Raw genomic sequence first — 21981 nt, 5'->3', positions numbered from 1 at the left:
ACCCTAACAGCGGCTGCCGGCGCCACCGCGCAACTGCTGGATGTTGGCTGGGAGCCGTGTCTAGCGGCCACCGGCCGACAGCCACTCGCTGTAGAACAGCGCCACCCCGAGCCCACAGGCAATGGCGGTGAGCAACCAGAACCTGATGATCACCGTGGTTTCGGCCCACCCGGCCAGTTCGAAGTGATGATGGAACGGCGCCATTCGGAACACCCGGCGACCGGTGGTCCGGAACGCCAGAATCTGCACCACCACCGAGGTGACCTCAGCGACGAACAGGGCGCCGAGCACGATGGCGAGCGTCTCGGTGCGGCTGGTCACCGACAGGCCGGCGATGATGCCACCGAGCGCGAGGGAGCCGGTGTCGCCCATGAAAATCTTGGCCGGCGCGGCGTTCCACCAGAGGAAGCCGATGCAGGCGCCCGCCGTCGCAGCCGCGACCAGTGCCAGGTCCAGCGGATCGCGGACGTTGTAGCAACCCGGTCCCGGGCTGGTGGCGCACGCGTTGCGGTACTGCCAGAACGTGATCAGCACGTACGCGGCGCTGACCATCGCCATGGCACCGGCCGCCAGGCCGTCCAGTCCGTCGGTGAAGTTCACCGCGTTGGACCACGCGCTGACCAGCACCACGACGAACAATACGAAGAGCAGCGGGCCCAGGGTGACGGTCGCGATCTCGCGCACGTAGGACAGACCGGCACTCGCCGGCGTCAGGCCGTTGGCGTTGCGGAACTGCAGCACCAGGGCACCGAACAGGACGGCGGACACCAGCTGACCGACGGTCTTTGCGGTCTTGTTCAGGCCGAGGTTGCGGGATCGCCGGATCTTGATCAGATCGTCGATGAAGCCGACCGCACCCAGCGAGGTGGCGAGGCCGAGCACCAGCAGACCGGAGGCCGACGGCCCTTCGCCGTCCACCAGCAGCCCCACCACGTGGGTGCCCAGGTACCCACACCAGATGCCGGTGACGATCGCGACGCCACCCATCGACGGCGTACCGCGTTTCTTCTGGTGGCTGGCCGGACCGTCCTCGCGGATCTCGTGGCCGAAGCCCCGCCGGGTGAACAGCCGGATCAGCACCGGCGTCAGCACGATCGACACCGCGAGCGCGATACCGACGGCGAACAGGATCTGGATCACGCTTGCCCCTCCCGCGCCAGCTCCTCGGCAAGTGCGCCGAGCCCCGCCGAATTCGAGGCCTTGACCAGCACGACATCGCCGGGCTCCAGCTCGGCGCGCAGCAAATCGAGCGCGGCGCGGGCATCGGAGACCGGCGATACCTCGCTGCCCCACGAACCTTCCATCACCGCGCCGTGTTGCATGGCGCCCATAGTCCTCCCGGTTCCGACGACGACCAGTCGTGACACATCTAAACGCACGGCCAGTCGACCGATGCTGTCATGTTCGGCAATCGCGTCGTCACCCAGTTCGGCCATCTCGCCGAGCACCGCCCAGCTACGCACCGGCGCACCGGTCTCGGCCCGCGCCGACTTGGCCATCCAGGCCAGCGCCTTGAGGCCCGCCCGCATCGAATCGGGATTGGCGTTGTAGGCGTCGTTCACCACGACCACTCCGTCGGCGCGAGTGGTGACTTGCATGCGGTGCTTGGAGACGGGTCCGGCGGCAGCGAGCGCGTCGGCCACCTGCTGCAGGGTCGCGCCACATTCCAGCGCGACCGCGGCCGCGCTGAGCGCATTGGACACCTGATGATCACCATGCACCGCCAGTGCGACGTCGACCTGCTGCTCCCCCGCATGCAGGGTGAAGCGTGGGCGGGCCAACTCGTCGAGGGTGACATCACCGGCCCAGACGTCGGCGCCGGGCGACCGGGAGACGCGCACCACGCGGGCCGCGGTGGTCTCCGCCATCGCCGCCACGGCGCCGTCGTCGGCGTTGAGGACGACGACACCGGTGGCCGGTACCGCTTGCGGCAGCTCAGATTTCGTCGCCGCGATGACCTCGCGCGAGCCGAACTCGCCGAGATGCGCGGTACCGACATTGAGCACCACACCGATCGACGGCGGCGCGATCGCGGCGAGGGCCGCGATGTTCCCGGGGTGCCGCGCGGACATCTCCAGCACCAGGAAGTCGGTGTCCGGGGTGGCTCGCAGCACCGTCCACGGATGGCCGAGCTCGTTGTTGAACGATCCCGGCGGCGCGATCACTTCGCCCAGCGGCGCCAGCACCGCGGCCAGCAGATCCTTGGTCGACGTCTTGCCCGACGACCCGGTGACGCCGATGATCCGCAGTCCCCCGGCAGCCAACCGGTCGGCCACCGCGCGGGCCAGCTTGCCCAGGGCGGCCAGCACCGCGGCGCCTGAACCATCGGTGTCGTACTCGAGGGCACCCGAGGTCGAATCAACCTGTCCGGCAACCGGTTTCACGATGATGGCCGGCACGCCGACCGGACGGGCCGCCAGCACCGCGACGGCGCCGGCCGCCATCGCGCCGGCGGCGAAGTCATGTCCGTCCGACCGGGCGCCCGGCAGGGCCAGGAACAAACCACCCGCGGTGACGGCCCGCGAGTCGAACTCGACGGTGCCGGTCACCCGGGTCGAGGCCGCGGCGGCGGCGGTGATGTCGGACAGCTCACCGCCGACGATGTCGGCGATCTCTGCCAGGGTCAGGTCGATCATGCGGATGACTCCCCAGCTTTCCCGGCCGCGGCATCGAGCGCGGCGGCCAATTCGTCACGATCATCGAACGGCCGGGTCTGCCCGGCGCGGGTCTGGCCCGACTCGTGTCCCTTCCCCGCAACCAGGACGGTGTCGCCCGCGCGGGCCCAACCGACGGCATGGTCGATGGCCGCCCGCCGGTCACCGATCACCACCACCTCGGCCGAACCGTCGGCGGCACCCGCCGCGATGGTGGCCCGGATCAGGTCGGGGTCTTCGTCACGCGGGTTGTCGTCGGTGATCACGACCAGGTCCGCGAGTTCCGCCGCGATGCGTCCCATCGGTTCGCGCTTGCCCGCGTCGCGGTTGCCGCCGGCGCCGAACACCACGGCCAGCCGGCCCTGGGTCTGCGGGCGCAGCGTCTGCAGCACGGCCTCCAGGGCGCCGGGCTTGTGCGCATAGTCGACGAGGGCGAGGAAATCCTGGCCCCGGTCGATGCGCTGCAGGCGGCCGGGCACGCTGGCGGTGGCCAATCCCGGCGCGGCCTGCTCCGGGGTGACACCCACGGCGTCGAGCAGCGCGACGGCCAACAGCGCATTGGCGACGTTGTAACCGCCGGGCAGGCCGATCCGCAGCCCATGCCGGACGCCGGCGGGCCCGATAGCGGTGAACCGCTGACCACCGCGATCGGCCTCGATATCGGCGACGGTCCAGTTGGCGTGGCCTGCGGTGCTGACGGTCACCGGGGCGGCGGCCCGGGCGGCCATCCGGCGGCCCCAGTCGTCGTCGACACACACGACCGACACCGCGGCATGGTTGGGCGAATCCGGTTGGAACAGGCGGGCTTTGGCGTCCAAGTAGTCCTCCATCGTCGGATGGAAGTCCAGGTGGTCCCGCGACAGGTTGGTGAAACCCCCGGCGGCGAAGCGCAGCGCGTCCACCCGGCCCAGCGACAACGCGTGGCTGGACACCTCCATGACCACGGTGTCCACGCCACGCTCGACCATGGTGGCCAGCAGCGCCTGCAGCGCCGGCGCCTCGGGGGTGGTCAGGGAACTCGGCAGGTCACGGCCGTCGATCCGGATGCCGACGGTGCCGATCAGCCCGGCCACCCGCCCCGCGGCGCGCAGCCCGGCCTCCACCAGATAGGTGGTGGTGGTCTTGCCGGAGGTCCCGGTGATGCCGATGACGCGCAGCCGCTCGGATGGGCGGCCGTAGATCTCGGCGGCGATTTCGCCCAGCACCGCGCGCGGGTCGGCATGGACGAGAACGGGAACGCTCACCGCAGGAACACTGGCACCGAGCAGCTCCAGGCCGTCGGGGTCGGTCAGCACCGCCGCGGCGCCGGCAGCGACGGCATCGGCGGCGAACCGGGCACCGTGTGCGGCCGATCCCGGCAGCGCCGCGAACAGATCACCGGCGACGACGTCCCGGCTGCTCAGTGTGACGCCGGTGACCCGCAGTTCCCGGGCCTGCGCCGCGGATGGCAGCGCTGCGCCAACGTGGTCGGCCAACGAGCCCAGCGCGGCTCCGACAGGGTCAGCGGGGCGCAAGGTAGGCGAAGACATGGCCATGACACAGTACCGGGCCTCTCGCGGGCATCCCGCCGGTCAGGTGGCCTGCAGGACCAACGGCGGACCGGGGTCCGGCGACAGCGGCACGTTCTCCCGCTGCATCAGCCATGCCGCGATGTTGTGGAACAGCTGCGCCATGGAGTGTCCCGGCGTGCCGTCGGCATTGCGCTGGGGGTTGTTGGCCATGATTCCGACGACGTAGCGCGGGTCGTCGGCCGGTGCCATGCCCGCGAAGGTGATCCAGTAGTGGTCGTCGTCGTAGTAGCAGCCACATGCCGGGTTGATCTGCTGTGCCGTACCGGTCTTGCCTGCGATCTGGTAGCCCTCGACCGCTCCGGGCCAGCCGGTGCCCTGCTGGGTGCCGCGCGGGTCACGCTGGAGGGTCGCGCGGAACATGTTGCGCAGCGTCGCCGCCGTCTGCGGGGACACGACCTGGACGCCCTCGGGCGCCGCCTGGTCCTGATGCGTGCCGTCGGCCGAGACGACCGACTTGATGATGCGCGGCGGAATGCGCAGACCGTCGTTCGCGATGGCCTGGTACATGCCGGTCATCTGCAGCAGCGTCATCGAAAGACCTTGGCCGATGGGCAGGTTCGCGAACGAGCTACCCGACCACTGATCGATCGGCGGAACCAGACCCGCGCTCTCCCCCGGCAGTCCCGAACCCGTGCGCTGGCCGAGGCCGAACTTCGTCAGCATGTCCGCGAAGCGCTCCGGACCGACCCGCTGGGCGAGCATCAGGGTGCCGATGTTCGACGACTTCCCGAAGACTCCGGTGGTGGTGTACGGCTCGACGCCGTGGCCCCAGGCGTCGCGGATGGTGACGCCACCCATGTTGTAACTGCCCGGAACCTGCAGCACCTCATCAGGATTTGACAGCCCGAACTCGATGACCGAGGCCGCGGTGATGATCTTGTTCACCGAGCCCGGCTCGAAAGGCGACGTCGCGGGCAGATTGCCCATCTGCTTGTCGTCCTGCCGGCTCAGCTCCTGCGCCGGGTCGAACGTGTTGTCGTTCGTCATGGCGAGAATCTCGCCGGTCTTCGAATCCAGGACCACCGCAGAGACGTCGTGCGCGCCGGAGACATCCTTGGCCTGCTGCACCTGCTGCTGGACGTAGTACTGGATGTCGTTGTCCAGGGTGAGCTGCACCGTCGCGCCGTTGATGGCGTCGTGCCGGTCCCGGTAGCTGCCGGGAATCACCACACCGTCCGAACCGCGGTCATAGGTGACCGATCCGTCGGTGCCGGAAAGCTTTGCGTCGAAGGAGTCTTCGAGGCCGAGCAGGCCGTGGCCGTCCCAGCCGATGTCGCCGACGACGTTCGCGGCCAGCGAGCCACCCGGGTACTGCCGGATGTCCTGCCGCTCGGCACCGACCTCCGGGTACTTCTTGGTGATGGCATCAGAAATAGCTGGATCGACGGCCCGCGCGAGGTAGACGAACGAGTCCCGGCCGGTGATCTTCTTGGCCAGGGCCGCGGCATCGGGCTTGTTGTTCAGCAGACCGGCCACGCCGACGGCGATCTCGTTCAGCCGCTTGTCCGGGTCCGGCGCCGCCGGGGTCTTCGCCTTCGCCTCGGTCAGCTGCTGACGGATCCGGTTGGGCTGGAAGGTCAGGGCCCGGGCCTCGATCGTGAACGCCAGCTTGGCGTTGTTGCGGTCGACGATGCTGCCGCGCACCGCTTTCTCCACGTCGGTGACCTTGAGCTGACTGGCGGCCTCGGCGCGCAGACCTGCCGCGCGCGGGCCCTGCAGGAAGAACAACTGCACGGCCGCCGTCACCAGCACCAGCGCGATGACGATGTTGCCGGCCTTGTGCCGGAACCCGAACGAGCCGGTCCGCCCCTCGGGTACGACGGCCTCGCGGGTCCGTCGGTCGTGGGCCGAATGCGGTTGCGCGGTGCGCGGTTTGGCCACGGGCTGCCGCTTGCGCGGCGCGCCCGTCTGCGTAGCGCCGGGCTTGCGCGGGCGCGTGCCACTCATGCGGGAAGGCCGGGGGCAGGCTGCACCGGCAGGGGAACCGGAACCTGAGCCGGGAGCTGCGCCGGGGCCGGAATCTGCGCGGCCGGCGCGGGCAGCGCGGCCTCAGGCTGCAGGGCCGGACCAGGCAGGGTGCCCTGCCCGGGCACCGGGAGGGCCGGCGCGGCGGGGACGGGTGCCGCGAGCGCGGGAGCCGGGACCGGGAGCACCGGAGCCGCGGGCGCCTGCGGATGCACGACCTGCTCGCGCGGGTCCACCACGAGCGGTGCCGGAGCGGCGGCCGGGGCCGGAACCGCGCCCGGGACCGGAACGGTTCCCGGGACCGCAAGAGCGCCCGGGACCGGAACGGGCGCGGCAGCCGGCGCCGGGACGGGGGCACCGGCGGGCGCCGGGACCCGAGCAGCCGCCGGCGCGGGCGGGGCCGCCTCGGGCAGCGGCGTGTTCAGCGGCGGCGGCGAAACCCCCTGCGCCGGCTTGGGACTACCGACCAGCAGCCAATTGCCGGTCGGATCCTGCACCAGGTGCGCGGTGTCGCGAGACGGGATCATGCCGAGGTTGCGGGCCGCATCGGCGAGTGCCGGTGCGGCCTGCGCCACCAGCACGTCGCGCTCGAGGGCCTCTTTCTGTTGTTGCAGAGCCTGATTGATCTCTTTGGCGCGGCCCAGTTCGTAGGACCGCTCGGCCGCGGAGGTCGACAGCCACAGCGTGACGCCGAGACCCATTCCGAGCGCACCGATGATCAGCACGACGAAAGGCACCCGCGCGATCAGGCGCCGCGGGTTCAGGTCCATCTCGGCGATGCGCATGATCAGCCGCTCCCGCAGCGGAGTGCGAATAACCTTGGGCGCCTTCGCCTTACGCGCCTTGGCTCGCGCCTTGGCCTGAGAGGCACTCTTGGGGCGCGACGGTGCCGCCGTCGGCCGGGCGAACGGCGTGGTCTGCGGACCGGCACCGGCGGGCTTGGACCGCTGCGGCCGGACGTCGCGCTTGCCACGCTTGACGCGGGCGTCAGTCTTGTTGTCGCGCACCGCTTCCCGCTTGCCGACGTCGCGACGGGCCTCGGGCTCGTCACCGCGGCGGGTCCGCCCCCCGGTCCGCCGGCGCGGGTCCGGGTCGGTACCCCGCCGAGTGCCGCCGCCGCGTACCGGTGCTGGCTGCTTTGCCATCACAGACCTCCCCTTGTGACAACTTTTTCCAGTGCGCGCAGCCGAACCGATGCGCTGCGTGGATTCAATTCGAGTTCGTGTTCGTCGGCCCGCTCGGCGCCTCGCGTCAGCGAGGTGAAGAGCGGCTCGTAGCCGGGCAACTCCATCGGCAGGCCCTCCGGAGTGCGCGATGCAATGGCATCCGTGAAGTAGCCCTTGACAATTCGGTCTTCCAGCGACTGATAGGCCTCGACCGCGATGCGACCGCCGGGCCGCAGCGCGTCCAGCGCCGCAGGTATCGCCGCGCGCAGGCAGTCCAGCTCTCCGTTGACCTCGGTGCGCAGCGCCTGGAACGTCCGCTTGGCCGGGTGTCCACCGGTCCGACGGGCCGGGGCCGGAATCACCGCGTACAGCAGCTCGACCAGTTCGGTCGTCGTCGTGAACGGGCGACGGGCGCGTTCCCGGACGATCGCGCCGGCGATGCGGGAGGCGAACTTCTCCTCGCCGTAGTCGCGCAGCACGCGGGTGAGCGCCTTGGCGTCGTAGGTGTTCAGGATGTCCGCCGCGGTCAGACCCGAAGTCTGGTCCATCCGCATGTCCAATGGCGCGTCCTGCGCGTAGGCGAAACCGCGTTCGGCCTGGTCGAGCTGCATGGAGGACACCCCGAGGTCGAACAGGATGGCATCCAATTCACCTGGGCGGTAACCAGATTGGGTCAGGGCGTCGTCGATGCCGTCGTACGCGGTGTGCACCAGGTGCACGCGGTCACCGAACGGCGCGAGCCGCTCTCCCGCCAGCCGCAGCGCGGTCTGGTCCCGGTCCAGACCGATGAGCGTCAGGCCGGGAAAGCGGGTGAGAAAGGCTTCGGAATGTCCACCGGCGCCCAACGTCGCGTCGATCATGACGGCGCCGCTGCCGTCGGCGTCGCGCCGGGTGAGCGCGGGAGCCAGCAGCTCGACGCAGCGGTCCAGCAACACCGGGATGTGCGGCCGGCGATCGGTCAACGCAACACCCCCAAAAGGCTTCAGCTGGTGGATTTGTGCGGCCCCTGCAACGAGGTCTCTGTCCGAGTTGACGGACCTGACGTTGGGGAAGTACGCCAGGGCCGGTTCGGGCAGAGGCCACGTTGCACGGGCCTGCAGGTCAATGGGTGCTGCCGAGCGCTTCATCGCTTGCCGCGGAGAAGTTCTCTTCGTGTGTTTCTTGGTAGGTCTGCCAGGCCGCGGCATCCCAGATTTCGAGGTAGTCCACCGCACCGATCACGACGCACTCCTTGGTCAGGCTCGCGTAGCGACGGTGGTCGGCGGACAGGGTGATGCGGCCCTGAGCGTCGGGGTGCTGCTCGTCGGCGCCTGCGGTGAAAACGCGCAGGTCGGCACGAGCCGCGGGGTCATTCCGGGGAGTGCTCGCCACGCGGCGGGCAATCTCTTCTTCGAACTCAGCCCTCGGGTACACGGCGAGGCTGTGATCTGGACTTTTGGCGACCATCAACCCTCCTGCCAGTGCGTCGCGGAACTTGGCGGGCAACGTCAGTCGCCCCTTGTCGTCGAGCTTCGGCGTGTAGGTACCCAGGAACATCAGGCACCTCCCACTACTCCGGAGTCCGGTCTCTCCGATGTCCGCCACATTACCCCACAATCCCCCACTTCTCTCCATTCAAAGTCTAAAAATGGCCTTATTCGCCCCACCTTGGGCAGCAATCGCGAGAACTGGGCAGCGGCGGACGGCCTCAAATGACCTGGACATGAGCTAAAACCACAGGTGGGTGCCCGTACGGCAGCGCGGTGGGGCGTTGTGGGGAGCCGCGGAGCCCAGCCCCTTGAAAAATCACCGCGCGCGCGGCCGCCGGCAAATTTCGCTACGAACCCGGCGTGTCGGGTGTCACACTGTTCCGGAGCGGCGAAAACAAAAAAACAGGGGCAGCCGAATCGGCTACCCCTGCGTCACGCGTCCGCGTTTAGTCGTCGAACCTGCGACGGAACCGGTCTTCCATGCGATTGGTGAACGAATTGCCGGCGCGAGCACGCTTGGACTTCCCGCGGGCCGGCGCCGACTTCTCCTTGGACAGCACCCGGGGGCCGGTCACGGCGAACACGGCACCGGCAAACATCACCACGAAGCCGATCACGCTCAGGATCGGCAGCTGGTTGATCCACAGAATCCGAAACGCCACGCCCAGCACCAGCAACGCCAGACCCAGGACGAACAGCCCCGCCCCCTGCAGCCGCCGACGTGCCGACGGCGCGTGCAGCGTGCCGCCCCGGACGCTCGAAGCGAACTTCGGGTCCTCGGCGTACAGCGCACTCTCGATCTGGTCGAGCATGCGCTGCTCATGATCGGAGAGTGGCATCCGCGCCTCCCAACTCACACCGCTGCCCGCAGCGGCTCCTGACGTCTGCACCCGTGGTCACGGATCCCTAACAGTCATGATACGAGGTCACACAGACACGTACCACATACTTCAGACTCCCGAATTGTAAGACTGGGACGTCGGCCGGGCGACAGCGCCTGCTGTGCAACCCGACATCACCGTTCCCACCCACCTCCCAAGACCTCCTTGCCGCACCGAAAGGCCCACACCGTGGCGACGCTGCTGACCGATCTGTCGCCGGCTGACATGCAGAACCGACTCGACGACGCGTTGTCCGTCTACGTCGACGCCATGCACTACCCGCGCGGCACCGAACGCCAGCGTGCCTCGATGTGGCTGGAACACACCCGACGTGACGGCTGGACCGGCGTCGCCGCGTTCGATGTTCCCTCGCCGGAAATGGCAGAAGGCGGGTCGATCGACTCGGCGCCCATGCTCGGCGTCGCCTACGGGTACCGCGGCGCGCCCGATCAGTGGTGGTACCAACAGGTCGCCACGGGGCTGCGCCAGGTCGGCACCCCCGGCGAACGCATCGATCAGCTGATGAGCGGGTACTTCGAGCTCACCGAGCTGCACATCCACCCGCGGGCCCAGGGGCACGGGCTCGGCGAGGCACTCACTCGCCGGCTGCTCGCCGGCGCCGCCGAATCCCACGTCCTGCTGTCGACGCCGGAGATCCTCGGCGAAGGCAACCGGGCCTGGCGGCTGTACCGCCGGCTGGGATTCCACGACGTGATGCGCAGCTACTTCTTCCCCGGTGATCCGCGGCCGTTCGCCATTTTGGGCCGCGCCCTGCCACTCTGAAGCCCTGCGCACGCCCCATCTGGCACGATAACGGCGTGAACCGCCGCCGCCACCTGCGCGCCTTGCTGCTGTTTCTGATGCTGCTCCCCCTGGCGGTCGGCTGCGTGCGCGTCCACACCTCGCTCACCGTCTCGCCGGACGACCGGGTGTCGGGTCAGATCGTGGCCGCCGCCAAGGCCAAGAACTCGGACGACAAGGGTCCACAGCTGACCAACAACCTGCCGTTCGCCCAGAAGGTGGCGGTCTCGGACTACCGCAAGGACGACTACGTCGGCTCCGAGGCGGTGTTCTCGGACCTGAGTTTCTCCGAGGTGCCCCAGCTGGCCAATCTGAGTCGCGACTCGGCCGGCGCCGACATCTCGCTGCGCCGCGCCGGCGACCTGGTGATCCTCGAAGGCCGCGTGGACCTGACCACGCTGAGCGATCCGGATTCCGACGTCACGCTGTCGGTGGCGTTTCCCGGCGACGTCACGTCGACCAACGGCGAGCGGGTGGCCAGCGACATCGTCCAGTGGAAACTCAAGCCCGGCGTCGTGAGCACCATGAAGGCCCAGGCTCGCTACACCGACCCGAGCGCGCGCTCGTTCACCACGGCCGCGATCTGGATGGCCATCCTGGCCTTCGCGGGCGCGGGCGTCATCGGCGGCCTCGCCTACTGGAGCCGCGACCGGTCCCCCAAGTTCGCCGCAGTGTCCGATCAGTGACTTTGTCGCAGTGTCCGACCGCTGAGCCGGCACCCTCTAATCTGGATGCACGATTCCGGGGTCAGGAGAGGGGACGCGCGCTGAGCGTCGATGCCGCAGGTCCGTCGGCTGGCGAGCTGGCGAATGCCATCACAGATCAACTGCGCGACTATCTCGCCGAACGCCGACGGGACAGCGCCTACATCGGCGACGCCTATGCCGAGGTGACGGGAGCACTCGAGGAGTTCGTGCTGCGCGGCGGCAAGCGGGTCCGCCCGGCGTTCGCCTACTGGGGCTGGCGCGCCGTGGCTCCCGACCCCGGCCACCCGGCCGACCCGGCGGTGTTGCGCCTGTTCTCCGCATTGGAACTGCTGCAGGCCTGCGCCCTGGTCCACGATGACGTCATCGACTGTTCGGCGACCCGGCGCGGCCTGCCGACGGTGCACCGCCTGTTCGCCGAGCGGCACCGCCGGCTGAGCTGGCGCGGCTCGTCGGAGCAGTTCGGATTGTCCGCGGCCATCCTGCTCGGCGACCTCGCGTTGTCGTGGGCCGACGACGTCGTGTCGAACGCCGACCTGTCGGCCGACGCGCGGCGGCGGGTCAACGAGGTGTGGGCGCACATCCGCACCGAGGTCCTCGGCGGGCAGTATCTCGACATCGTCGCCGAATCCAGCGGTGCCGACACCGTGGCTTCCGCCATGAACGTGAACCTGTACAAGACCGCGTCGTACACCGTCACCCGCCCGCTGCAGCTGGGCGCCGCGGCTGCCGCCGACCGGCCCGATGTGCAGAAGATCTTCCACGCGGTCGGCACCGATCTGGGCATCGCGTTCCAGCTGCGCGACGACGTGCTCGGCGTATTCGGCGATCCGGCCGTCACCGGCAAGCCATCGGGTGACGACCTGCGCTCCGGCAAGCGCACGGTCCTGCTGGCCGAGGCCGTTGAGCTGGCCGAACGCGCAGACCCCGGCGCGGCGAGCCTGCTGCGCAACTCGATCGGCACCGATCTGACCGACGGTCAGGTCAGCGACCTCTGCGGCGTGATCGAGTCCGTGGGTGCGCTGGCCGCCGTCGAACAGCGCATCGCGCTGCTCACCGAACGCGGACTGGACGCCCTCGCGTCGTCCCCCATCGACGACCAGGCCAAGGCCGGACTCACCGAACTCGCCCGCCGGGCGTCGAACCGGTCCGCGTAAACACCGGCGATGACCACCTCGACTACTGCGCCCGGGGCGCTGGCCCGGCTGATCGCGTTCGGACGGTCTGACGAGGGCCGCCCGGCGCTCCTCGGCTTCGCGGGCGCCATCCTGATCGCCCTGGGCGGGTTGGGCGCCGGGAGCACCCGACAGCACGATCCGCTGCTGGAGTCGATGCACCTGTCGTGGTTCCGATTCGGTCATGGACTGGTGCTGTCGTCGATCCTGCTGTGGACCGGCGTGGCCCTGATGCTCGTCGCCTGGCTGGCGCTGGGCCGGCGCGTGGTGGATCGCACGGCGACCGACTACACGATGATCGCGACGACCGGCTTCTGGCTGGCTCCGCTGCTGCTGAGCGTGCCGGTGTTCAGCCGCGACACGTACTCCTACCTGGCCCAGGGCGCGCTGCTGCGCGACGGGCTGGACCCCTACCTCGTCGGGCCGGTGGACAACCCGAACTCGTTGCTGGACAACGTGAGTCCGATCTGGACCACCACCACCGCGCCGTATGGGCCGGCGTTCATCCTGGTGGCGAAATTCGTCACCATGATCGTCGGCGACCACGTGGTGCAGGGCACCATGCTGCTGCGGCTGTGCATGCTGCCCGGTCTGGTCATGCTGATCTGGGCGGCGCCCCGGGTGGCCCGCCACGTCGGCGCCAACAGCGCTGCCGCCCTGTGGATTTGCGTCCTCAACCCGCTGGTGATCGTCCATCTGATGGGCGGCGTCCACAACGAGATGCTGATGGTGGGGCTGATGATGGCCGCCATCGCACTGACCTTCGAACGGCATCCCATCGCCGGCGTCAGTCTGATCGCCCTCGCGGTGGCGGTGAAAGCCACCGCGGGACTGGCACTTCCGTTCATGGTGTGGGTCTGGATGCGCCAGTTACGCGAACGACACCCCTGGGGCGCGGTCCGCACCTGGATCGCAGCGACCGCCGCATCCGGTGCGATCTTCACTGTGGTGTTCGCCGTGGTCACGCTGGCGGCGGGCGTCGGGCTCGGGTGGCTGACCGCGTTGGCCGGCTCAGTGAAGATCGTGAACTGGCTGACCATCCCGACTGCGGTGGCCAACCTGATCCACGCCATCGGTGGGCTGTTCACCACCGTCAGCTTCTACGCGGTGCTGGACGTCACCCGCATCATCGGCATCGCGATCATCGCGATCTCCCTTCCGTTGCTGTGGTGGCGATTCCGCCACACCGACCGGGAGGCGCTGATCGGCATCGCGCTGGTGATGGCCGTCGTCGTACTGTTCGTGCCCGCCGCGCTGCCCTGGTACTACACCTGGCCGCTGGCGATCGTCTCGGCACTGGCGCAGAGCCGGTCGGCGATCGCGCTGATCGCCGGGTTCTCGACCTGGATCATGGTGATCTTCAAACCCGACGGATCGCACGGCATGTACTCCTGGCTGCACGTCATCCTGGCGACGGGATGCGCTGTGGCGGCGTGGTACTCGCTGGCCCACGCGCCGGAGCCGCAGATGCAGACGGCGACCGCCGAGCCGGCTAGTAACCCATAGCCTGGGCGCGCCGCAGCACTTCCCTGGCCTGGTGCGAATGCAACGCATCGACCGGACGGGCGTTGACGTGGCGTTCGGTGCTGCCGTCGCGGGTAAGGGTCAGCGACTCGTCGGCGGTGAACAGCCAACGCACGATGTGGGTGTCGTCGTACCCGCCGTCGCGCAACAGCACCAGCAGGCCGGGCAGCTGCTTGACCACATGGCCCTTGGCGTCGAAGAAGATCTTCGGCACCACGACGGCACCGTTCCGGCGGACTCCGATCAGGTGACCATCCCGCAGCTGCTGGTGCACCTTTGTCACCGGAATACCCAACATGGATGCCACTGCGGGAAGATCGTAGACCGCTTCATCGGGATCGATAACGTCCTCGGCGGCCGGAATGCTGCTCACTCGGGAGATTCTAGAGCCGTACGATTGCCAGGTGCAGCCATCCCGCCAACCTGACCCACTGATCGGTGCGGTGCTGGACGGGCGCTACCGGGTGGATGCACCGATCGCCAGTGGTGGCATGTCGACCGTGTACCGCGGTCTGGACACCCGGCTCGACCGGCTGGTCGCACTCAAGGTCATGGATTCGCGGTACTCCGGTGATCAGCAGTTCCTGACCCGGTTCCAGCGCGAGGCCCGGGCCGCCGCCGGTCTGAAAAGCCCTGGGCTGGTGGCGGTTTATGACCAAGGCGGCGGAGACATCAGCCGGGCGGCGCCTTTTCTCGTCATGGAGCTGGTCGAGGGCGGCACGCTGCGCGAGTTGCTGCGCGAGCGCGGACCGATGCCTCCGCACGCGGTGGCGGCCGTGCTGGCCCCCATGCTCGACGGCCTCGCGGTGGCCCACCAGGCCGGTCTGGTGCACCGCGACATCAAGCCCGAGAACGTCCTGATCTCCGACAGCGGTGAGGTCAAGATCGCCGACTTCGGGCTCGTGCGCGCCGTAGCTGAGGCCAAGATCACGTCGACGAGCGTCATCCTCGGCACCGCGGCATACCTCTCCCCCGAGCAGGTGAGCACCGGTGACGCCGATCCGCGCAGTGACGTCTACTCCGTCGGCATCCTGGCGTACGAACTCCTGACCGGCACCACGCCGTTCACCGGCGACAACCCACTCAGCATCGCGTATCAGCGGCTCGAGCAGGACGTGCCACCACCGAGCGCCGCAATCGCCGGTGTGCCAAAGCAATTCGACGACCTGGTGGCCTGCGCCACGGCCCGCACGCCCGACGATCGCTATCTCGACGCCGGCGACATGGCGGCAGAGCTGGCCGCGATCGTCACCGATCTGGACCTGCCCGAATTCCGCGTGCCGGCACCGCAGAATTCTGCGCAGCACACCGCGGCGGCCGCCCAACGGGGCCGGGCTGAGCGCACCACGGTCGCGACGGGCCGGGCACCGGCACCGAAGCCGGCGCCGCAGCACACGCTGCAGTTCACCATGGATCCGGCGATGGACCCTGCGCTACTCGAATTACCGGTGGTGGCAAAGCAATTCGCGGGCATCGACGTCGACGACTTCGCCTGGGCCCGGCAACGCTCGCGGCGCGCCGTGCTGTTCTGGGTGATCACGGTCCTCACCCTGACGGCGCTGGTCGCCGCCGGCGCCTGGACGCTCGGCACCAACATCAACGGGTTGTTCTGACGGAGCGAAGCCGCTAGTCGCGGAGCATCTCCGCGACCAGGAACGCGAGTTCCAGGCTCTGCTGGGTGTTCAGGCGCGGGTCGCAGGCCGTCTCGTAGCGGCCGGCCAGGTCGTCGTCAGAGATATCTTGCGCGCCACCAAGACATTCGGTGACGTTCTCGCCGGTGATCTCGACGTGGATACCGCCCGGGTGCGTACCCAGTGCCCGGTGCACCTCGAAGAAGCCCTGCACCTCGTCAACGATGCGGTCGAAGTGCCGGGTCTTGTAACCCGTCGAGCTCTCGTGGGTGTTGCCGTGCATGGGGTCGCACTGCCAGATGACCTGATGGCCGGAGGCTTCCACCTTCTGGATGATGCCCGGCAGCACGTCGCGCACCTTGCCATTACCCATCCGGCTGACCAGCGTGAGCCGGCCCGGAATGTTGTGCGGATCAAGGCGTTCCACGTACTCCACGGCCATCTCGGGCGTCGTCGTGGGGCCGATCTTGATGCCGATGGGGTTGGCGATGGTCTCCACGAACGCGATGTGCGCATGGTCGAGCTGACGGGTGCGCTCACCGATCCACACGTAGTGCGCCGACAGGTCGTACAGGCGCGGTTCCTCGAACTCGGTGGACAGCCGCAGCATGGCCCGCTCGTAGTCGAGCACCAGGGCCTCGTGGCTGGCGTAGATCTCGGCGGTCTGCAGGTTGCGGTCGTTGACGCCACAGGCCGTCATGAAGTTCAAGCCGCGGTCGATCTCGCCCGCCAGCGCCTCGTACCGGGCACCCGCCGGCGACGTCCGGACGAACTCGCGGTTCCACTCGTGCACCTGCTGCAGCGACGCCAGACCCGACGAGGTCAGCGCCCGGACCAGGTTCATCGCGGCACTCGCGTTGGCGTAGGCGCGCACCAGACGCGACGCGTCGTGCACTCGCACCGCGGGCTCCGGGTCGAAACCGTTGACCATGTCACCGCGGTAGGACGTCAGGCCCAGCGAGTCGGTGTCCGACGAACGCGGCTTGGCGTACTGCCCCGCGATGCGGGCCACCTTGACCACCGGCATGCTGGCGCCGTAGGTCAGCACGACGGCCATCTGCAGCAGGGTCCGGATGTTGGCCCGGATGTGCGGCTCGGTGTTGTCGACGAAGGTCTCGGCGCAGTCGCCGCCCTGCAGCAGGAACGCCTTGCCCTGCGCCACATCGGCCAGCTGGAGCTTGAGCTTCTCGATCTCGGACGGCACGGTGATGGGCGGCACGCTCTCGAGCACCTTGCGCATCGCGGCAGCCTGGTCCGCGGGCCAGCTGGGCTGCTGCGCGGCCGGGCGGGACAGGGCGTCGGCAAGGCGCGCGCGCAGATCCTCGGGCAGCGGGGGCAGCTCGGGCAGCTGGTCGATGGGTACGTCGACGGTCCAGTTCACGTGTCCATGGTACCGGCGCCGACCAGCGAGTATTTACCCGCCAATACGGCCCTGGATCGACGGATTCGGGACCACCGGGAGAAAACCGGGCCCGGTGCGCGACTATTGACGATGTGGAGTGCGAGATTGCTCGGGAGGCGCTGTCCGCGCGCATGGACGGCGAGCACGAACCCGTGCCCGCGCGCCGCGTCGACGAGCATCTGGCGTCGTGCCCCGAGTGCCGGCAGTGGCAGGACGAGATGAACAGCCAGATGCAGCTGCTGCGTGGGCTGATCGCCTCTGACCGCACCCGGATCACCGCCGTCGCCGACACCGTCTCCCAACCTGCCCTGCCCGACAACGGCGCCGGTATCGACTGGGTGCGCGGCAGCCTCGCGGCGGTGGGCGCCATCCAGATCGTGCTCGCAGTGCTCCAGGCCGCGGGCGTCAGCATCGGCGTGCATGTCGGGCATTCGATGGGCGAGCACGTGGTCAACGAGTCGACGGCCTGGTCCGTCGCGCTCGGCGTCGCCATGCTGGTCGCCGCCGCCCGGCCCGCCGCGGCGATGGGCCTGGCCATCGTCGGCGGGGTGTTCACGTCGGTGCTCGCCGGCTACGTCGTCGTCGACGGACTGACCGGCGCGGTCGGCGTGGTTCGCATGCTGAGCCATCTGCCGGCGCTGGCCGGTGTGGTGCTGACCGTGCTGGTGTGGCGTCGCCACACCCTCGGGCCGCCCCGGCCAGATCGCGACGCGGCGCCCACGCTCGACGACATCACGCTGCCGGACAACGCCTCGCGCGGGCGCCGCCGGGGCCATCTCTGGCCCACCGACGGCAACGCGGCCTGAGCCACCAGTTCAGACCATCACGGCGAACATGATCGCCATCCCGGCCGCCGCCATCGCCTGGCAGGCGATGGCGAACCACAGGTGCGCCGGAGCGTCGGGACGCTGCTGCCGCACCGTGAAGTAGCGGACGGCCCACCACACTGCCGCAACGCCGAACACCGCGGTGACCGCCCAATTCACGACGCCGACCCACGCCGCTGGGTGCCCGCAGCCACCCATCGGGCCGGAATGCGTCGCCCCGCCGGACATGTCCATGCCGGGCATGGACGGCATCGACGCCGCCGCCCGTGGCGCGTCGGCAGCCGTCCCGGCGCACTGAGCAGGCAGCACCTGCCCGTCCATCACCGCATACATCCACGCCATCGCCAGCATCATCACCGCGTGATAACCGTCGGCGACCCGGTGTCCGGTGCGCACCAGCAGGACCACGACGAACCAGCCGGCCGCCAGCAGGAAGAGCACCATTGGCGGCCGGTTCGGCACAGCCATCCCCGCCGGCCATGCCATGACCAGCATCGCCACCGCCATCAGCAGATGCAGCACACGGCTGGTCTGATCGAGCCACGTCCGGTTCTCGCGGGCCGTGACCAGGGCATACCCGCATTGCGCCGCACTCACCAGGAACAGCCCGCTCACGAGCAACCGGAGCCAGATGTCAGCGATCACCGGGCCACCGCCCGGCGGTGACGCCAACCGAGGACCACGTCGACCGCGACGAAGAGCGCCAGCGTGAGGCCGAACAGCGGGGCGAAGTAACCCACGCCGGCGAGAACCAGCACGAGCAGCACCGCCTCGTACGGACGCAGCGCCGACAATGCGCCGCGCCGCTGACCGGTGGGCAGCGCGAACCCGTCACCGCGGGTCGGCCGCCGGCGCCACCACATGCGGTAGCCCAGCAGGATCGCCACGATCATCGCGATGGCGACTGCGATCAGTGCCAGCTGGTTGGCCAGGCCGAACAGGATGCCCATGTGGAGATCGATGACCCAGTCGGTCATCTTGGCCATCACCGGCCACTCGGCGAAGTCGAGCCGCGACGTCACCTTGCTCGTGGCGGGGTCGACGACGATCGCGTCGTACTGCGTCGGCCAGTCGCGTTTGCGCTCGGCCACCTGCCAGCCCTGTCCACTGGTCGCCGGCGGATACATCCACATCGGGGTCCTTAGGTGCGCATCGCGAGCGACCTGCAGCGTCGCGTCCGCTCCACGCAGCGCGGTGGCCTCGTCGAGGGCCGCGCCGGCGGCCTGCCCCGGCAGTGCGGTGTCCACGGACGGGCTGGTCCAGCTCAGCTGCGTCCGCAACTGGGCGACGTTCTCCCCGGCGAACCGGGACCACGTCATGCCCGACACCGCCAGCAGCGCGACCGCCGCGAGGATCCAGACCCCGAGCGTGCCGTGCCACGACAGCAGCCGGCGCCGCCCCGTCGCCCGCACATCCGGGACGACCAGCCGGCGCGGCTGTCCCTTGTTGTGCCCGATCCAGAGCAGCAGGCCGACACCGGCGATCACCCACGACCAGCTGGCCGCCAGCTCGCTGTAGTTCCGCCCGAAGGCCCCGAGATGCAGGTTGCGGTGCAGTTCGTCGAACCAGGCCCGCACCGGCAGCCACTGGCCGTACGTGGTCAGGGCGCCGCGGACCGCACCCGTATACGGGTCGACGAACACCGTGCGCGCGTAGTCGGCCGGTACGTCGTCCACCGCGAGCGTCACCTGCGTCGTCTCGTCCGGCGCGGCGGGCGGCCGGATGCTGGTGACGGTGCCCTCCGGGTGGGCCGCGCGGACCGACGCCAGTTGGGCCGCCAATGGCAACTGCCGGTCCCCGACATGGTCGACGGTGAGTTCATGCCGGTACACCGCGCTGTCGATCTGCGGGATCAGCGCGTACAGCAGCCCGGTGACCGCAGCGATCAGGATGAACGGCGCGACGAACAGACCGGCGTAGAAGTGCAGCCGCAGCAATGCCGGGCGAAAGCGCTTCCACACCGACGGATCAGACGTGGCGGGGACGTCCGATTCAGGCAGTTGAGTCTGACTCACAACTTGTATTGGTCGGACCGCGTCGCCAGGAGTTCCTGCGCCCGGGAAATTTCTACGACACCTGGTCGTAGACTGGGCGTGATCAGTTCTTCAGGTGGAAGGCCGGTATTCCGATGGGCACGGACGAGGCGCCGTCGCCGCGCCAGGCCGGCAGGTTCGCAGCGGGGCGAGCGAAGCGACGGGGGCAGGCACCGGGGCGAGCGAAGCGACGGGGGCAGGCACCGGGGCGAGCGACGCGACTGGGGCAGATACTGCCGTTGTTGGGTTATCTGGCCGCGCTGGTGGGACTGGTCGCCTACGCACTCATCTCGGGCGACCAGCGCTTCGTCGCCACGGGCGACAGCTACCCCGGAACGCTCACCTCGTGCGCCGAACCGGTGGGGTACTTCACGGCCGTCCTCGCCGGCGCGATCTGCCTCGGCGGGCTCTTCTACATCGTCACCACCGCGCGACCCGATTCCAACGGCATCATCGACCCGCCGGCCTACCGGATCCACCTTGTGCTGGAACGGGTTTCACTGGTGTGGCTCGTCGCCTCCGCTCTCATGGTGGTGGTGCAGGCGGCGACCGACGCCGGCGCCCCGGCGCTGCGACTGCTGGAGAGCGGCCGGCTGGGCGGAGCCATCGCCGCATCGGAGATGTCCCGCGGCTGGATCGCCGCCGCCCTCTGCGCGGCGGTGGTGGCGCTGACGCTGCGGTTCAGCGTGCGCTGGATCGCCATGTGTGTGTTGCTGCTGCCCAGCGTGATCGGCGTCCTGGCCCTGCCGGTCACCGGCAACGCAAGCGAAGGTCCTGACCACGACTACACGACCAGCGCAGTCATCGTGTTCGCGGTGGCACTGTCTGTGCTGGCCGGCACGAAGATCGCCGCGGCCGTCAGTCCGCCGGCCGCCGACCTCTACCGCCGCGTGCTGATCATCCAGGTCGCCTGCGGGACCGGAGCCCTGATCTACGGTGTACTGCTGCTGGCCGAGCAGCTCGGTCCCCCCGGGCTGACGGGCAGCGACTATGGGCGCTGGGCCAGCGTCGCGGCGATCGCGCTGGCTGCGTCCTGGATCACCGATGCCGCGGCGTTGCGGCGAGCCGAGCCGTCACGGCTGGCCACCTGCCTGCCCGCGATCATCGCGCTCGCGGCGGTGTCGGCGATGGCAGTGCAGACGGCGCCGCGCCTGCTGCATCACCAATTCACGACCTGGGACATCTTCCTCGGCTACGAACTGCCCGACCCGCCGAACGTGGTTCGGTTGCTGACGGTCTGGCGGTTCGACACCTTCATCGGCATCGGGGCGATCGTGCTCGCCGGTGCCTACCTGTACGGGTACCTGAAGCTACGGCGCCGCGGCGACGAGTGGCCGGTGGGCCGCTTGATCGCGTGGCTGGTCGGTTGCGCGGTGTTGCTGTTCACCAGCAGCTCGGGTGTGCGCGCCTACGGGTCGGCGATGTTCAGCGTGCACATGGGCGAGCACATGACACTCAACATGTTCGTGCCGGTACTTCTGGTGCTGGGCGGCCCGGTAACCCTGGCGCTACGCGCCCTGCCACCGGCGGGTCCCGACGCCCCACCGGGGCCGCGCGAATGGATCCTGTGGCTGGTGCACTCGAAAGTGACAGCCGCACTGTCGAATCCGATCGTCGCGTTCGTGCTGTTCGTCGCGTCGCTGTACGCGGTGTATTTCACCCCGATCTTCAACACCCTGGTCCGCTACCACTGGGGCCACGAGTTGATGAGCGTGCACTTCCTTCTGGTCGGCTACCTCTTCTACTGGGGCATCATCGGCATCGACCCGGGCCCGAAGCGCCTGCCGTTCCTGGGCCGGCTCGGATTGTTGTTCGCGGTCATGCCGTTTCACGCGTTCTTCGGCATCGCGACCATGACCATGACCGACACCATGGGCGGCCCGTTCTACAAGTTCGTCGGCCTGCCATGGCTATCCAGCATCGGTGCCGACCAGCACCTCGGCGGTGCCATCGCCTGGGGCTCCAGCGAACTGCCGGTCATTCTGGTGGTCATCGCCCTGGTGGCGCAGTGGGCGCGGCAGGATCGCCGCGCTGCGTCCCGCGCGGACCGGCACGCCGACGGCGACTACGGCGACGACGACCTGGACGCGTACAACGCGATGCTGCGCGAACTGGCCCGCCAGCGCGGCCAGCAATAAGGGATTTGTGCACGAAAATCCGCGCCGACCGCGGAAAATC

19 protein-coding genes are annotated in these 21981 nt (G+C 69.2%); 7 read left to right on the top strand and 12 right to left on the bottom strand.

What is annotated here, in order from left to right:
• Nucleotides 1-60: 60 nt before the first annotated feature.
• The 8 genes from mraY to G6N59_RS25720 form a co-directional block, all read right to left on the bottom strand.
• The gene (gene mraY, locus G6N59_RS25755) at nt 61-1140 is read right to left on the bottom strand and encodes a phospho-N-acetylmuramoyl-pentapeptide-transferase (protein WP_138229760.1); all 1080 of its coding nucleotides are present in this window, start codon (nt 1138-1140) and stop codon (nt 61-63) included.
• Nucleotides 1137-2636 (bottom strand): UDP-N-acetylmuramoyl-tripeptide--D-alanyl-D-alanine ligase, encoded by a 1500-nt coding sequence (locus G6N59_RS25750; RefSeq protein ID WP_138229759.1) that lies wholly within the window; start codon nt 2634-2636, stop codon nt 1137-1139. The genes mraY and G6N59_RS25750 overlap by 4 nt, the downstream gene beginning before the upstream one ends.
• A complete protein-coding gene (locus tag G6N59_RS25745) occupies nt 2633-4183 on the bottom strand; it encodes a UDP-N-acetylmuramoyl-L-alanyl-D-glutamate--2,6-diaminopimelate ligase (RefSeq protein ID WP_407665785.1) in 1551 nt (516 codons plus the stop codon). Before G6N59_RS25745 ends, G6N59_RS25750 begins: the two co-directional genes overlap by 4 nt.
• A 42-nt stretch (nt 4184-4225) precedes the next feature.
• The gene (locus tag G6N59_RS25740; RefSeq protein WP_138229757.1) at nt 4226-6172 is read right to left on the bottom strand and encodes a peptidoglycan D,D-transpeptidase FtsI family protein; all 1947 of its coding nucleotides are present in this window, start codon (nt 6170-6172) and stop codon (nt 4226-4228) included.
• On the bottom strand, nt 6169-7335 hold the full coding sequence (locus G6N59_RS25735) for a cell division protein FtsL (protein WP_163911749.1): 1167 nt from the start codon (nt 7333-7335) through the stop codon (nt 6169-6171). The genes G6N59_RS25740 and G6N59_RS25735 overlap by 4 nt, the downstream gene beginning before the upstream one ends.
• Nucleotides 7335-8483: a 16S rRNA (cytosine(1402)-N(4))-methyltransferase RsmH gene (rsmH, locus tag G6N59_RS25730; protein ID WP_179970236.1), complete on the bottom strand. Its 1149-nt coding sequence runs from the start codon at nt 8481-8483 to the stop codon at nt 7335-7337. The genes G6N59_RS25735 and rsmH overlap by 1 nt, the downstream gene beginning before the upstream one ends.
• Nucleotides 8458-8892 (bottom strand): division/cell wall cluster transcriptional repressor MraZ, encoded by a 435-nt coding sequence (gene mraZ, locus G6N59_RS25725; RefSeq protein ID WP_138229747.1) that lies wholly within the window; start codon nt 8890-8892, stop codon nt 8458-8460. Before mraZ ends, rsmH begins: the two co-directional genes overlap by 26 nt.
• Before the next feature lie 379 nt (nt 8893-9271).
• A complete protein-coding gene (locus tag G6N59_RS25720; protein WP_138229746.1) occupies nt 9272-9664 on the bottom strand; it encodes an SCO2097 family morphological protein in 393 nt (130 codons plus the stop codon).
• A 231-nt stretch (nt 9665-9895) separates the two neighbouring features.
• Between G6N59_RS25720 and G6N59_RS25715 the strand changes: the two genes are divergently transcribed.
• From G6N59_RS25715 to G6N59_RS25700, 4 genes are all read left to right on the top strand, one after another.
• Complete coding sequence (locus tag G6N59_RS25715) at nt 9896-10489, top strand: GNAT family N-acetyltransferase (protein ID WP_138229745.1); 594 nt, start codon at nt 9896-9898, stop codon at nt 10487-10489.
• 77 nt (nt 10490-10566) lie between these two features.
• On the top strand, nt 10567-11193 hold the full coding sequence (locus tag G6N59_RS25710) for an LppM family (lipo)protein (RefSeq protein WP_179970389.1): 627 nt from the start codon (nt 10567-10569) through the stop codon (nt 11191-11193).
• Nucleotides 11194-11309: 116 nt separating this feature from the next.
• Complete coding sequence (idsA2, locus tag G6N59_RS25705; protein WP_179970388.1) at nt 11310-12368, top strand: bifunctional (2E,6E)-farnesyl/geranyl diphosphate synthase; 1059 nt, start codon at nt 11310-11312, stop codon at nt 12366-12368.
• A gap of 9 nt (nt 12369-12377) precedes the next feature.
• Complete coding sequence (locus G6N59_RS25700) at nt 12378-13892, top strand: alpha-(1->6)-mannopyranosyltransferase A (protein ID WP_138229744.1); 1515 nt, start codon at nt 12378-12380, stop codon at nt 13890-13892.
• On the opposite strand, the gene G6N59_RS25695 is transcribed toward G6N59_RS25700, so the two are convergent.
• The gene (locus G6N59_RS25695; RefSeq protein WP_138229743.1) at nt 13879-14283 is read right to left on the bottom strand and encodes an Rv2175c family DNA-binding protein; all 405 of its coding nucleotides are present in this window, start codon (nt 14281-14283) and stop codon (nt 13879-13881) included. The two genes, G6N59_RS25700 and G6N59_RS25695, sit on opposite strands and share 14 nt — an antisense overlap.
• Here G6N59_RS25695 and G6N59_RS25690 point away from each other — a divergent pair.
• Complete coding sequence (locus G6N59_RS25690; protein WP_138229742.1) at nt 14273-15523, top strand: protein kinase domain-containing protein; 1251 nt, start codon at nt 14273-14275, stop codon at nt 15521-15523. The two genes, G6N59_RS25695 and G6N59_RS25690, sit on opposite strands and share 11 nt — an antisense overlap.
• 13 nt (nt 15524-15536) lie before the next feature.
• Here G6N59_RS25690 and G6N59_RS25685 read toward each other — a convergent pair whose 3' ends face one another.
• Entirely contained in the window at nt 15537-16922 is a 1386-nt protein-coding gene (locus G6N59_RS25685; RefSeq protein WP_138229741.1) for a class II 3-deoxy-7-phosphoheptulonate synthase, read from the bottom strand.
• Nucleotides 16923-17035: 113 nt separating this feature from the next.
• On the opposite strand from G6N59_RS25685, the gene G6N59_RS25680 reads away from it, so the two are divergent.
• Complete coding sequence (locus G6N59_RS25680) at nt 17036-17749, top strand: zf-HC2 domain-containing protein (protein ID WP_138229740.1); 714 nt, start codon at nt 17036-17038, stop codon at nt 17747-17749.
• A gap of 9 nt (nt 17750-17758) precedes the next feature.
• Here the strand turns inward: G6N59_RS25680 and G6N59_RS25675 are convergent, their stop codons facing one another.
• Together G6N59_RS25675 and G6N59_RS25670 are read right to left on the bottom strand one after the other, a co-directional pair.
• Nucleotides 17759-18415, bottom strand: a complete 657-nt coding sequence (locus G6N59_RS25675; protein ID WP_138229739.1) for a DUF5134 domain-containing protein — start codon at nt 18413-18415, stop codon at nt 17759-17761.
• Nucleotides 18412-19785 carry a PepSY-associated TM helix domain-containing protein gene (locus tag G6N59_RS25670; RefSeq protein ID WP_138229738.1) on the bottom strand — a complete coding sequence of 458 codons (1374 nt, stop codon included), beginning with the start codon at nt 19783-19785 and terminating at the stop codon, nt 18412-18414. Before G6N59_RS25670 ends, G6N59_RS25675 begins: the two co-directional genes overlap by 4 nt.
• A 251-nt stretch (nt 19786-20036) precedes the next feature.
• On the opposite strand from G6N59_RS25670, the gene G6N59_RS25665 reads away from it, so the two are divergent.
• A complete protein-coding gene (locus tag G6N59_RS25665) occupies nt 20037-21941 on the top strand; it encodes a cytochrome c oxidase assembly protein (protein ID WP_407665910.1) in 1905 nt (634 codons plus the stop codon).
• The last annotated feature ends 40 nt before the right edge of the window (nt 21942-21981 follow it).

It is taken from the genome of Mycolicibacterium aubagnense, from assembly GCF_010730955.1.
In the GTDB taxonomy this organism is placed as follows: domain Bacteria; phylum Actinomycetota; class Actinomycetes; order Mycobacteriales; family Mycobacteriaceae; genus Mycobacterium; species Mycobacterium aubagnense.
The sequence above is the reverse complement of the archived record's forward strand: the minus strand, read 5'-3'. Positions and strand labels throughout refer to the sequence as shown.

Excerpts from the sequence above, each read along its gene's own strand:
- G6N59_RS25750 (WP_138229759.1), bottom strand. The coding sequence starts at position 2,636 with ATGATCGACCTGACCCTGGCAGAGATCGCCGACATCGTCGGCGGTGAG.
- G6N59_RS25745 (WP_407665785.1), bottom strand. The coding sequence starts at position 4,183 with ATGTCTTCGCCTACCTTGCGCCCCGCTGACCCTGTCGGAGCCGCGCTG.
- G6N59_RS25740 (WP_138229757.1), bottom strand. The coding sequence starts at position 6,172 with ATGAGTGGCACGCGCCCGCGCAAGCCCGGCGCTACGCAGACGGGCGCG.
- G6N59_RS25735 (WP_163911749.1), bottom strand. The coding sequence starts at position 7,335 with ATGGCAAAGCAGCCAGCACCGGTACGCGGCGGCGGCACTCGGCGGGGT.
- rsmH (WP_179970236.1), bottom strand. The coding sequence starts at position 8,483 with ATGAAGCGCTCGGCAGCACCCATTGACCTGCAGGCCCGTGCAACGTGG.
- mraZ (WP_138229747.1), bottom strand. The coding sequence starts at position 8,892 with ATGTTCCTGGGTACCTACACGCCGAAGCTCGACGACAAGGGGCGACTG.
- G6N59_RS25720 (WP_138229746.1), bottom strand. The coding sequence starts at position 9,664 with ATGCCACTCTCCGATCATGAGCAGCGCATGCTCGACCAGATCGAGAGT.
- G6N59_RS25710 (WP_179970389.1), top strand. The coding sequence starts at position 10,567 with ATGCTGCTCCCCCTGGCGGTCGGCTGCGTGCGCGTCCACACCTCGCTC.
- G6N59_RS25700 (WP_138229744.1), top strand. The coding sequence starts at position 12,378 with ATGACCACCTCGACTACTGCGCCCGGGGCGCTGGCCCGGCTGATCGCG.
- G6N59_RS25690 (WP_138229742.1), top strand. The coding sequence starts at position 14,273 with ATGCTGCTCACTCGGGAGATTCTAGAGCCGTACGATTGCCAGGTGCAG.